Source organism: Actinophytocola xinjiangensis (genome assembly GCF_001921215.1).
GTDB classification, from domain to species: Bacteria; Actinomycetota; Actinomycetes; order Mycobacteriales; family Pseudonocardiaceae; genus Actinophytocola; species Actinophytocola xinjiangensis.
The window spans coordinates 591,047-602,590 of record NZ_MSIF01000002.1 but is presented as its reverse complement, the minus strand read 5'-3'; the positions used below and the strand labels follow the sequence as shown (position 1 = coordinate 602,590).

At 70.4% G+C, this 11,544-nt stretch carries 10 protein-coding genes; 5 read left to right on the top strand and 5 right to left on the bottom strand.

The genetic code is table 11. The features are described 5' to 3' along the window. Positions 1-22 precede the first annotated feature (22 nt). Positions 23-1,750, bottom strand: a complete 1,728-nt coding sequence (locus BLA60_RS07470; protein WP_075131975.1) for an ABC transporter substrate-binding protein — start codon at positions 1,748-1,750, stop codon at positions 23-25. A 26-nt stretch (positions 1,751-1,776) separates the two neighbouring features. Beyond that, a complete protein-coding gene (locus tag BLA60_RS07465) occupies positions 1,777-3,690 on the bottom strand; it encodes a glycoside hydrolase 5 family protein (protein WP_075131974.1) in 1,914 nt (637 codons plus the stop codon). Between the two features lie 940 nt (positions 3,691-4,630). On the opposite strand from BLA60_RS07465, the gene BLA60_RS07460 reads away from it, so the two are divergent. Genes BLA60_RS07460 through BLA60_RS07450 form a run of 3 tightly spaced genes read left to right on the top strand, consistent with a single transcriptional unit; the run spans position 4,631 to position 6,646 of the window. Beyond that, complete coding sequence (locus BLA60_RS07460) at positions 4,631-5,524, top strand: TIGR04222 domain-containing membrane protein (protein ID WP_075131973.1); 894 nt, start codon at positions 4,631-4,633, stop codon at positions 5,522-5,524. Beyond that, positions 5,521-6,324: an MbnB/TglH/ChrH family RiPP precursor modification enzyme gene (locus BLA60_RS07455; RefSeq protein WP_075132126.1), complete on the top strand. Its 804-nt coding sequence runs from the start codon at positions 5,521-5,523 to the stop codon at positions 6,322-6,324. Before BLA60_RS07460 ends, BLA60_RS07455 begins: the two co-directional genes overlap by 4 nt. Continuing rightward, positions 6,317-6,646 carry an SCO6045 C-terminal-like domain-containing protein gene (locus BLA60_RS07450; RefSeq protein WP_075131972.1) on the top strand — a complete coding sequence of 110 codons (330 nt, stop codon included), beginning with the start codon at positions 6,317-6,319 and terminating at the stop codon, positions 6,644-6,646. The genes BLA60_RS07455 and BLA60_RS07450 overlap by 8 nt, the downstream gene beginning before the upstream one ends. Here BLA60_RS07450 and BLA60_RS45350 read toward each other — a convergent pair. Further along, positions 6,643-7,050 (bottom strand): hypothetical protein, encoded by a 408-nt coding sequence (locus BLA60_RS45350; RefSeq protein ID WP_075131971.1) that lies wholly within the window; start codon positions 7,048-7,050, stop codon positions 6,643-6,645. The genes BLA60_RS07450 and BLA60_RS45350 overlap by 4 nt on opposite strands. Before the next feature lie 57 nt (positions 7,051-7,107). On the opposite strand from BLA60_RS45350, the gene BLA60_RS07440 reads away from it, so the two are divergent. Beyond that, the gene (locus BLA60_RS07440) at positions 7,108-8,073 is read left to right on the top strand and encodes an NAD-dependent epimerase/dehydratase family protein (RefSeq protein WP_245811861.1); all 966 of its coding nucleotides are present in this window, start codon (positions 7,108-7,110) and stop codon (positions 8,071-8,073) included. A 7-nt stretch (positions 8,074-8,080) separates the two neighbouring features. Here BLA60_RS07440 and BLA60_RS07435 read toward each other — a convergent pair whose 3' ends face one another. Together BLA60_RS07435 and BLA60_RS07430 are read right to left on the bottom strand one after the other, a co-directional pair. Beyond that, the gene (locus BLA60_RS07435) at positions 8,081-9,160 is read right to left on the bottom strand and encodes a winged helix DNA-binding domain-containing protein (protein WP_075131969.1); all 1,080 of its coding nucleotides are present in this window, start codon (positions 9,158-9,160) and stop codon (positions 8,081-8,083) included. A gap of 38 nt (positions 9,161-9,198) precedes the next feature. Then, a complete protein-coding gene (locus BLA60_RS07430; protein WP_075131968.1) occupies positions 9,199-10,641 on the bottom strand; it encodes an amidohydrolase family protein in 1,443 nt (480 codons plus the stop codon). Positions 10,642-10,730: 89 nt separating this feature from the next. On the opposite strand from BLA60_RS07430, the gene BLA60_RS07425 reads away from it, so the two are divergent. After that, positions 10,731-11,531, top strand: coding sequence for an IclR family transcriptional regulator domain-containing protein (locus BLA60_RS07425; RefSeq protein WP_075131967.1), 801 nt, complete (start codon positions 10,731-10,733; stop codon positions 11,529-11,531). Positions 11,532-11,544 lie beyond the last annotated feature (13 nt).

Here is an 11,544-nt window from a genome sequence, read left to right as displayed (position 1 = left end):
CGCGCGGGCGGGAGCGGCGTGGTCACTGCTGCTCGGCGGGCCGGAGCTCGGTCAGCATCTTGATGGCACCGCGCTGGAGATAGCCGTGCCACATCGACGGCACGTAGGCGGGTGCGCCGCCTTCGGCCGACGGCCAGTTCGTCCAGACGTTGTTACTGGCCTGGGACCACAATCCGTTGTACCACAGGGGGATCACCGGCACATCGGTCAGCTGGGCCTGCTGCAGCCGGGAGATGATCTTGTTCATCCCCTCCAGGTCGTCGACCTTGGTCGCGTCGAGCTGGTTGACCAGGTCCCAGGCCTGCTGGTTCTCGTAGCGGCCGAAGTTCATCGTCGTCTGCTGGTCCTGGATCGGCAGGTTGAAGATGTACTCGTAGTAGCGCCACGGCGTGTTGTCCATCTGCCGCTCGTTGTTCAGGATCAGGTCGAACTCGCCGGACTCGCGCATGTCCTGCACGACGGTGTCGGCCGGGGTCTCGGAGGTGACGCTGATCCCGGCGGCCTTCGCGCCCTCGGCGATCACCCTGGCCGCCTCGTTCCAGTCCGTCCAGCCAGACGGGGTGGCCAGCTTGAGCTCCAGCGGCGAGCCATCCTTGTTCTCCACCAGGCCGTCGCCGTCGGTGTCGCGGTAGCCGGCCTGGGCCAGCAGCCGCTTGGCCTCACCGGTGTCGAACGTCCAGCCGAGCCGGTCGACCGTGGCCTGGTCGACGTACTTGTCCCAGATCGGCAGCAGCCCGGTCGGGTTCGCGGCGGACACGATCTGCCCGTACACCGAGTTCACGATCTTGCCGGTGTCGACCGAGGAGGCCAGCGCGCGGCGGAACGCGGCGTCGTTGAGCGGCGCCTTGGTGGTGTTGGGGATCATCCAGGTGGTGTTGGCGGCCAGCATGAACGGCGCCTCGGGGAAGTAGGTCTGCAGCTTGTAGCCGCCCTTGACCAGCGAGGCGATGCCCGGCAGGAAGTTGTTGCTCAGGTCGATGTCACCGGCGAGCAGCTGACCGAGCGCGGCCTCGTTGGAGGAGTTGACGAGGTCGACGATGTAGCGCGGTTTGACGTCGAGGTCGAGCGTGTCCTTGCCCCACCAGTCGTCGTTCTTCACCCAGACCTGGCGGTCCTGGTCGTGCGTCTCGTACTTGTAGGGCCCGGAGCCGACCGGCTTCTCGTTGGCGCCGGCGGTGACGTCCTTCTCCGACTTGCCCTCCCACAGGTGCTTGGGCACGATCGGGTTGAAGTACACCCAGTTGGCCCACTGCTGGTAGCGGGGCTCACCGAAGGTGAACCGCGCGGTGTGCTCGTCGACGGCCTCGGCGCTGTCCAGGTAGTCCCACAGGTTGTGGTAGGGCACCGACTCCATCTTGCCGAGCTCGACGGTGAACACCACGTCCTCGGCGGTGATCGGCTTGCCGTCGCTCCAGGTGAGGCCCTCGCGCAGGGTCACCTCGTAGGTGGTGTCGTTGGTCCAGTCACCGTTCTCGGCCAGCCACGGCTCGTACTCGTCGGTGAGTGGGTCGTAGAGGAACAGCGTCTCGTAGAGCAGTCCGACCGTTCCGGTGGCGTAGGTCCAGTTCATGATCGGGTTCCAGTTGGACGGTGGACCCCACTGGGTTCCGCTGGTGAACAGGGTTTCCGCCCGGGGGTAGCTGCCGCCGGCCGCATCACCCCCAGCGTTCGCACCGTCCGCGCCCGTGCAGGCGGCAGCCGTCAGGCCGGCCGACAGGAGCAGGATCAGAAACCTCAACCGGTTTCGCATGGATCTCTCCTTCTTCGACACACGACTCACGAGTCAGGCGTCAGTTGCAGCACACGAACCCCGAAGGGCGGCAGGGCCACCCGACCGACCGGTTCACCCCCGCCCAGACCGGTCAGCTTCCCCACGACCTCCGGCACGACCTCGATCTCCTCCGGCGACTGGCTGACCAGCCACACGAACCGCCGCCCGTCCGCGTGCACCATGCTCGCGGCGTGCACCAGCGGATCGGCGACGGTCACCGGCCGCTCGACGCCGGCCAGCGCCGCGAGCGCGTCGTAGACGGCGTGCGTCGGCTCCGGGTTGGCCATCGGCCGGGCGGCGGCCAGCGACTCCAGCGGATAGGTGCACAGCACGATCCGCCCACTGCCGGTACGCCGCTCCAACAACACCGGCCGCCCGTGCTGATCTGTCGCGACGACCTCCGCGCCCGCCGCCCGCACCGGCAGATAGGCCCGGGAGTGCTCGTTGCCGCCGACCGGGAAGACCAGTTCGGTGCCGCGCGCGAGCGTGCCGAAGTCCCTGGTCACGGTGACCGTGACGGTGTCGTCGGCGATCGGGTCGACCAGCCCGTACCGCAGCTGGTGCTCGACCCCGAACATCCCGTTCAGGTCGGCGTACCAGGGGCCGCGCTGCACCCCGTTGCCGCCGGGACTGTAGGAGACGTACACGACGGCGCCGTTCTCGGCGGCGCGCGACAGGACGTGCCAGGCCGGCGCCGTGAGCTGCTTGGCCGAGGGGACGAGGTAGAGCGCCATGCCCGGGGTGATCCCGTCCCGCTCACGCACCAACGTCACCGGCAGGTCGGCCGCGCGGGCGGCGACGTAGCCCTGCCGCAGCACGTCGTAGACGTGGGTCCGGTCCGACGGCTCGGTGAACGGGTACTCGTGCTCCAAATAGGACGGGACAACCAGGGCCGTCCGGGCGGCCGGCCGGGAACACCGGGGAAAGTCGACGTCGTCGAGTACCTGGGCGAAGTCCCGGAACTCCTCCAACTGCGGCTTGGGCCGCCCGTGGGCGTCGGTGACCCCGAAGTGCATCTCGAACGCGTGGTGGCGGTAGGGGTCCTGGTCGTAGAGGTCGTCGTAGTCGGTGTTGTTCCAGGCGATCCAGCCGGTGGACCCGGCGAGCAGCGTGTTGTGCAGGATCTGCCGGTAGTAGTGCCGGGCGTGCTCGGCGGAGACGAAGTTGTCGGTGACCCCGAACTCCTCCAACACCACGGGTTTCCCGGATCCCGCGGCCGTTCCCGCCAACTCACAGACGAACGCGGCGGCCAGGTGCTGGCGCGTGACGTCGTTCTCCATGCGGTAGACATGCGGCCCGACGAAGTCGGTCAACCGGGCCAGGTCCCGCACGGAGAACCCGTTGTCGACCCCGCTGACCTCGATCCCCCAGGCCCCGTCCCCGATCGACACCGGCTGGGTACCGCCGCCCGCGCGCACCGCCTGCACCATGATCTCGGCCCACGCCGTCACCTGCTCCCGAGCGGCCGGCTCCCCGTAGATCGGCATCTCGTTGGAAACCAGCCACCCGGCGACGGCCGGATGCTGATGGAACCGCGCCGTCATCTCCCGCGCGAACCACGCCTGACGGGCCACCAGCCACACATCGGTGTACAGATCGCGCCCACCGCGCCAGGAAGGATCCCAGTTCTCCCCCGACATGTGCCCCACCAGGAAGGTGGGGATCGTGGCCATACCCGCCTCGACATGCCGATCGAGGAAGTCCGCGTAACGGGCGACCATGTCCTCGTCGATCCGGTCAGGCGCGGGCATGAAGTCCGGCCAGTAGAAGAAGGAACGCGTGAGGTTCATGCCATGCTCACGCAGAACCCGTAACTCCTGCCGAATGAGCTCGGCATCGTAGCGACGCCACATGAGCGGACCGCCGGCGCGCGACCAGAAGTTCGCGCCAAGCCAGGGTGCCCCGCCGGTCAGAAGCATCTTCGCCTCCTGTGTGTCCGCACGCGTTCACTGAACCGGATCAGTGTGGAAGATCTCCGACGGGCGAATGGCCACACCATACGCGGAGACTTGTTCAGAACACCAGACTTTCGTTACCAGTTGCGAGTGCTTAACGTTCAGTGAAGCGGTTCAGTGATCGTTTTCTCGCGGGGCCATGTTTCTTGATCATTTTTGGTCGTCGCTGGTTGCGGGTTCTCCGGTAGCTGAGTTTGCGAACCCTCGGCGAGTTGGGTTCTGAGCTTCGGCGGGTTGGCGCCGTGGGCTTCGGCGAGGCTGGGATTGCGGGCTTCGGCGGGGATGGGTTGCGGGGAACTGCGGTTGGGATTGGTGGCGAACCTCGATGCGGCAGGGCCACAGCGGCCAAGCCCCTGCCCACCACCCCGACCCCCGGTCACGACCGCAACCCACCACCCCCGGAGCCTCCCCGTCACGACCCAGCCTCCAACGGACAGACACAGGCCAAACCAGAACCCCCCACCACAGAGCCCTCGCCCACCCGGGTCTGGCGGTGGACACCGCCAGGGGCAGGGCGCAGCCCTGCCCCTCAAGGCCCTGCCTCAGGGCGGCGGAGGCTCACGGGTCAAGAGGCCCACAGGTGAACACGAACCCAGACAAAGCCCAGCTCAGGGCCTCTTGAGGCGTGAGTGGCCGCCCGTAAAATCCACCGCCAGACCCGGGCAAGACAGACAAAACCCCCCACAACCCACACCCCAGGACCCCACAACCCACACCACCAGCGAACCCACAACCCACACCCCAAGAACCCACAACCCCAAGACACACACCAAGACACACGACCAACCCCCAAGACACACCAACCACACCACCCACCAACCAGCGACAAACCAGAATCGGAGCATTCCGCTCCCCCCAACCCCCCACATCAGCCAAAATGCTGTCACCAGGGAGGGAGCGAGCAATGGAACACCCATGGGGGATCTCCGGCCCGGAGTTCCTGTGGCTCTACGCCGCAGGCCTGGCCGTAGCACTGGCCTGGCTCATCGTCACCAGGACGCGAGCCCGTCGCCCACGTCAGATCGAGCCGACCCCGCCGTTGGACCTGGAGTCGGTCGCCTTTCTCTCCGGCGGCTCCCGGCGGGTGATCGAACTGGCGATCGGCCGGCTGCTCGAAGCGGGCGCGCTCAGGGCGAACCGCTCAGGCACGATCTCCGCTGTCAAGGGCAGCCAGGGCAACGATCCGGTGGAGGCCGCGGTGCTCGGCGCTGTGGCAGCACGTTCGCGCCAGGTCCGCACCGTGATCTCCTCGATCCGTTCGTCCGAGCGGATCGAGCGGATCGCTGACGAGCTGGCGGCCCACCAGCTCGTGGTGACGCCGCGCGTGGCGGCGAGTGCGCGACGGAAGGCCGTTCTGGGGCTGGTTCTGGTGTTGGTGATCGGCGCGGTGCGTTTCGTGAACGGTGCGGTGAAGTCGCTACCGGTGTCCTATCTGGCGTTCGAGCTGATCGCCACGCTCGCGTTGATCGTGATCCTGCTCAAGCGGCCGATCCGGGCCAGGACCGTGCACGGTGACCGCGCCCTGGAATCGGCGCGGACCACGATCGCCGACGGCCTCGGGCTGGTCGCGTTGTTCGGACTGGCGATGTTCCCCAACGAGGCCGTGCGCAGCGCGCTGTCGGCCGGCGGGAAGGCCAGGGTGTCGTCGGGTTCGAGCAGCTCGTGGAGCTACGCCCCGGGCGTGTACATCGCGTCCTGTGGGGGGAGTACGTCCTCCGGCGGGTCGAGTTGCGGCAGTTCGGGCGGCTCCAGCTGCGGCGGCGGGGGTGGCGGCTGCGGCGGGGGTGGCGGCGGGTGAACCGGCTCGGGGTCGGTGTCGGCTGGCGGGCGGAGATCGACCTGACCGTCGAGGGTCTGGCGGTCGACTTCGTGGAGGTGCTGGCGGAGAACGTGCCGACGGATCCGCTGCCCGAGTCGCTGCGGGTGCTGCGTGGGCGCGGGCTGCCGGTGGTGGCGCACGCGGTGTCGCTGTCGTTGGGCGGCACCGACCCCGTCGACCCGAAGCGGGTCGCGCATCTGGCGGCGGTGGCCGACGCCGTCTCGGCACCGCTGGTCAGTGAGCATGTGGCGTTCACCGGCGCCGGCGGGCTGGACTCCGGTCATCTGCTGCCGGTGCCGCGCACCCGGGAGGCGCTCGACGTGCTGGTGGCCAACGTCCGCGCGGTGCGCCAGGACCTGCCGGCGCCGCTGGCGCTGGAGAACATCGCCGCCCTGCTCGACTGGCCGGACAGCGACCTGACCGAGGGCCAGTTCCTGGCCGAGCTGGTCGACCGCACCGACTGTGACCTGCTGATCGACGTGGCGAACCTCTACGCCAACTCCGTCAACCTGGCCACCGACGCCGCCCGTTTCCTCGACGAGATCCCGCTGGAGCGCATCGCCTACGTCCACGTGGCCGGCGGCGTCCACCACGACGGCGTCTACCACGACACCCACGCTCACGCCGTCACCCCCGAGGTCCTCGACGTCCTCGACCAACTCTGTGCCCGCGTCACCCCGCCGGGAGTCCTGCTGGAACGCGACGACGACTATCCCGCCGACACCGAACTGGCCGGCGAACTGTCGGCGATCCGTGAGATCGTCGAGCGCCATGTCTGACCTGGCCGGCCGCCAGGCCGCACTGGTCCGCGCCCTGCTGGCCGGCGGCCCGGTCCCCCCGGGCTTCGACCCCGCCCGGGTCCACCTGGAAGCGGCGGCCCTGCACGCCAAACGCCGCTCGGTCGCCCAACACCTGCGCCCCGATCTCACCGACGCCCTCGGCGACCGCTTCCGCCCGCTGTTCGACGAATGGGCCGGCGCCCATCCCCGCCGCAGCGGCGTCTCCTTCCGCGCCGACCTGGAGACCTTCGCCACCTGGCTCACCGCCAACGGCCATCTTCGCCGCCGCCGCTGGTCGCGCACCCGGCTACCCCGGAACTAGCTCCGGTCGTCCTCGCCGATCACCGGGCCGACGGTCGGCTCGCCGTCGGGGACCTGGTCGTCCCGGCGGTGGTCGGGGGCGCCGATCACCGACTCGCTGGTCGGCTCGTCGGTCAGGCCGGTCAGCCACGGGTGTTCGTTGCCTGGCACGGTGGGCTGTCGCTCGACCGGCTCCTCGTAGCCGGTGTCGGTCGGCGCCATTCTCGCGCGTCCGTTGCGGAAACCCCGGTACGGCCGCACATGCTCGCTGGCCGGGCTCCTCGGCGGCGCGTAGAACGGGAACCGGGAGAACCGCCGCGCCACCCACTGGAGCCGGGCGACGCGATCGGCGTGTTCGGCGTCGGCCTGTTCGGCCCGCTGACGCTGCCACTGCCTGCTGAACCGGCCCGGTCGCTTCGCCCGCATGGAAAAACGGTAGCGCCTGGCCCGTACATTGGCGGGGTGGTCAAGGAGAAAACACTGGTGACCGGAAGCTCCGGGCATCTCGGTGAGGCACTGGTCCGCGTGCTCTCCGAGCAGGGCCGGGACGTGGTCGGCCTGGATCTGCTCGCCTCGCCGTACACGACGGTCGTCGGTGACGTCGCCGACCGGGACGTGGTGCGCGCGGCGCTGCGCGGGGTCACCATGGTGCTGCACACCGCGACCCTGCACAAGCCGCACGTCGGTTCCCACCCGCGACAGTCCTTTGTGGACACAAATGTGACGGGAACGCTGACCCTGCTGGAGGAGTCCGCGGCGGCCGGCGTCGGCCGGTTCGTGTTCACCAGCACCACGAGCGCCTTCGGCCGCGCGCTCTCCCCGCGCCCCGGCGAGCCGGGGGCCTGGATCACCGAGGACGTCGCCCCGCTCCCGCGCAACATCTACGGCGTCACCAAGACCGCCGCCGAGAACCTGTGCGAGCTGGCCCACCGCGACCTCGGCCTGCCGGTCGTCGTCCTGCGCACGTCCCGGTTCTTCCCGGAGGCCGACGACCGCGACGAGATCCGCGACGCCTACGAGGACGCCAACATCAAGGCCACCGAGTACCTCTACCGCCGCGCCGACCTGCACGACCTCGTCGACGCGCACCTGCTGGCCGCCGAGCACGCCCCCGACCTCGGGTTCGACCGGTTCGTCGTCAGCGCCACCACCCCGTTCACCCAGGCCGACCTGCCCGAACTGCACCGGGACGCGCCGGCCGTGGTGGCCCGCCTGTTCCCCGACCAGCCGGCCGAGTACGCGCGCCGGGGCTGGCGGATGTTCGGCGAGATCGACCGGGTGTACGTGAACGCCCGCGCCCGCGAGGTCCTCGGCTGGCGTCCGCGCTACGACTTCGCCCACGTGCTGGGTCTGCTGCGCGCCGGCGAGGACTTCCGCAGCCCACTGGCCAGGGCGGTCGGCGCGAAGGGCTACCACGCCGAGTCGACCGGGCCGTACACCGTGCGCTGACGCCGCCTCACTCCGCCCACGCCAGGGGGTCGTGCCGCGCCCGCGGCTCGACGAAGTCCAGCAGCCGAGCGCCTTCCGCCTCGACCGCCTCGACGTCCGAGGAGGACAGCCGGCGCAACGGTGTCACGATCAGCGCCACCGCGCCGGAGTCGTAGGACAGCGACCACATCGCCGCGACGGTCCCGTCGACGAGCACGGTCGCGGCGACACCGGAGCCGACACAGACCCGCGCCCGGACCTCGTCGGTCATCATCCGGGTGCGGTCGGCGTAGGCGAGCAGCGGCGCGTCGAACTCGGGCAGGAACCGCACCGGCGCCGGCACATCCGGCGACGGCAGGGTCGCCGTCGGCAGGTCGAACAGTTCGCGGCCGGCCTCGTCCCGGTCGACCCGCAGCGTGGGCCGCAACGCGTCGAACACCTCCCGCAGGCCGGAGACCCCCGACCAGGCCCGCGCGTCGGCGACGGTCGCCGGCCCGAACGCCGCGAGGTACCGGCGAACCAACTCCGCCAGGTCGGCCCGCTCGCCGGCCCCGGTCCAGTCCGCGCTGGCGAACGGCGTCGGCCCGTAGACGTTCCAGGTGCCGCTGGGCGCCGGGTGCACCACCGGTTCCAGGTACTGCACGCTCCACCCCAGCGCCCCGCTCTCGGCCACCGGAAACCGTTCGGCGAGCCGGCGTCCCAGCTCCGGTCGGGTCAGGACGGCGCCGTCGGCGAGCAGTTCCCTGGCCGCCGCGACCATCGCGTCGAGGTCGACGCCGTCGGTCCGCCGCCCGAACACGTTGCGCCGGGCGCGTGCCAGCAACGCGGCGACGGCCGGCCGCGTCAACCGGAAGTCCGGCACGCTGACCAGGTGTTGGGTGCCCCGCATCAACACCGACCGGACCAGCCTCCGGTCGACGATGGCCTCGGTCAACTCGTCGATCCCGAAGCCGGTGAGTCTGGCCCACAGCGCGAGGTAGGGCAGGTTCGGGCTCTGCGCGTTGAGCCCCATCAGCCGTTCGACGGCGTCGACGACCGGCAGTTCCACCCGCTCCAGCAACGACTGCCGGGCCAGGACGGACCGGTTGAGCACCCGGGTACTGATCACGACCCGACCCTACGGCCGAGCCCCGACAGTCCCGGGCGTCAGCGAGAGCTGGTGCGGGTGGCCGAGCTGCGGTAATCCGTGTACGTGTACGGGTTGTCGAGGATCTTGCTCTCCGGGACGGCCGGGTGCATGCCCTGCTCCCAGGCCTGTTCCCCCAGTTCCGCCCGCAGGTAGGACACGGTCTCCTCGACCTCCCGGCGCGCGGCGGCCAGGTCCACCCCGACCAACTCGTGCGCGTACTTCACCACCCGCCCGTTCACCACCACGGTGTGCACGTCACCGCGCTGGGCCTGGAACGCGACGTGTCCGTACGGGTTGAGCAGCGGGAACGACACCGGCGACCGGTCGTTCTTGATCAACACCAGGTCCGCCTTCCCGCCCGGCTCCAGGGAACCGAGGTCCGTGCGGCCCAGCGCCGCCGCCCCGCCCCTGGTCGCCCACTCGACGACCTGGTCGGCGCGCAGCCGGCACTCGGTGACGGTCTCGCCGTTGGCGTGCGCCTCCAGGTGACACCGGGAACGGTCGGCGCCCAGCGTGGTGCGCATGGCGCTGAACAGGTCGCCGCTCCACCACACGCTGGTGTCCATGGACAGCGACACCGGGATGTCGTGCGCGCGGATCGCCCACGTTGGCGGGTAGCCCTGCCCGGCGCTCTGCTCGCTCTCGGTCGACACCGAGATCGAGCCGCCGGTGGCCGCGATCCGGTGGTACGAGTCGGTCGACAGCGACGCGGCGTGCACGTACACGGTTCGCTCGTCCATGAAGCCGTGGTCGTACATGAGGCGGATACCGTCGTCGGACGTCGCGCCCCAGACACCGGCGTGCGTGCTGACCGGGACACCGAGGTCGCGGGCGACCTCGAAGGCGGGGCGTTCGGGGAAGGACGGGTCGCCGGTGACGTCGAAGGCCAGCTGGAAGCCGAGCAGGTCGTCCCCACCGACGTGGCGGTCGGCGAACGCGCGGAACTCCGGCGTGCCGGTCCACTCCGCCGGCGGCGCCTGGATGTTGCCGTAGGCCAGGACGTACCGGCCGGGCACCGACCGCAGCGCGTCGACCGCCGCCTCGGCGTGCTCGACGGTCCGCAGGCCGTGCGACCAGTCGACGACGGTGGTCACGCCGGCGTCGATGGCCTCCAACGCGGCCAGGGTGTTGCCGGCGTGGATGTCCTGGGGACGGAAACGGTTGCCGTGTTCGAGGTAGAACCAGACGAAGTACTGGGTCAGGGTCCAGTCGGCGCCGTAGCCGCGCAGCGCGGTCTGCCACATGTGCCGGTGGGTGTCGATCATGCCGGGCAGGACGATCCCGTCGGTCGCGTCGATCTCGACCGTGCCGTCCGGCACGGCCAGGCCGGGGCCGACCTCGGCGATCCGGTCGTCCACCACCAGGACGTCGGCGCCGGCGAGTACCTGGCGCGAGCGGTCCATCGGCAGCACCGTGCCACCGCGGAACACCAGCGGACGCCCTTCCGCGATCTCGGTCATCGGCGAACTCCTTCGGACGATTGTCCGCATGGCGGCGGTTGACAGCAGCTACTCTCATCCGCAGGACGAGGGAAGTCAAGGAGTCGCCCATGCCGCGCGAAGGCACCGGTCCGGATTTCATCGAGGCGCTCGCCCGGGGCCTCGACGTGATCGCGGCGTTCCGGCCCCACCAGCCGGTGATGTCGCTGTCGGACGTGGCGACGGCGGCGGGCCTGGCCAGACCGACCGCCCGGCGCATCCTGCTGACCCTGCGGGACCTCGGCTACGTCCGCGCGGAGGGCTCGGGCTTCGCGCTCACCCCGCGCGTGCTCGACCTCGGCGTCGCCTACGTCCGGTCGATGGGCCTGTGGGACGTCGCCCGCCCGCACCTGACCAGGCTCTCCGAGCGGACCGGCGAGTCCTGCTCGGTCGCCCAGCTCGACGGCTCGGACATCGTCTACGTCGCCCGGGTCGCGGTGCCCAGGATCGTCGCGCTGAGCGTGCAGATCGGCACCCGGTTCCCCGCGCTGCCAACGTCGTTGGGCAAGGTGCTGCTGGCCGCGCTGTGCCCCGAGGACCTCGACGCGGTGCTCGCCGAGCCGAGCCGCTCCGGCCTGACCCCGCGCTGGCAGCCCGACCGCGACGAGCGCGACGCGGCGCTGCGCGAGGTCCGCGCCAGGGGCTGGGCGCTGACCGACGAGCAGCTGGCGCTGGGCATCCGCTCGGTCGCCGCCCCGCTGCGTGACGGCGGCGGCCGGGTCGTGGCCGCGCTGAACGTGAACACCCACGCGGCGGAGACCTCGCTGGAGCGCCTGGTCGACCACCACCTGCCGCTGCTGCTGCACGCCGCCGGCGAGATCAGCGCCGACTTCGCCCTGCTCGCCGAGGTCCCGCACGTGACGCGCGAGTGAGGACTTGACCGCC

Coding starts and splice junctions, on each gene's coding strand:
- BLA60_RS07470 (WP_075131975.1), bottom strand. CDS start 1,750: ATGCGAAACCGGTTGAGGTTTCTGATCCTGCTCCTGTCGGCCGGCCTG.
- BLA60_RS07465 (WP_075131974.1), bottom strand. CDS start 3,690: ATGCTTCTGACCGGCGGGGCACCCTGGCTTGGCGCGAACTTCTGGTCG.
- BLA60_RS07460 (WP_075131973.1), top strand. CDS start 4,631: ATGGAACACCCATGGGGGATCTCCGGCCCGGAGTTCCTGTGGCTCTAC.
- BLA60_RS07450 (WP_075131972.1), top strand. CDS start 6,317: ATGTCTGACCTGGCCGGCCGCCAGGCCGCACTGGTCCGCGCCCTGCTG.
- BLA60_RS45350 (WP_075131971.1), bottom strand. CDS start 7,050: ATGCGGGCGAAGCGACCGGGCCGGTTCAGCAGGCAGTGGCAGCGTCAG.
- BLA60_RS07430 (WP_075131968.1), bottom strand. CDS start 10,641: ATGACCGAGATCGCGGAAGGGCGTCCGCTGGTGTTCCGCGGTGGCACG.
- BLA60_RS07425 (WP_075131967.1), top strand. CDS start 10,731: ATGCCGCGCGAAGGCACCGGTCCGGATTTCATCGAGGCGCTCGCCCGG.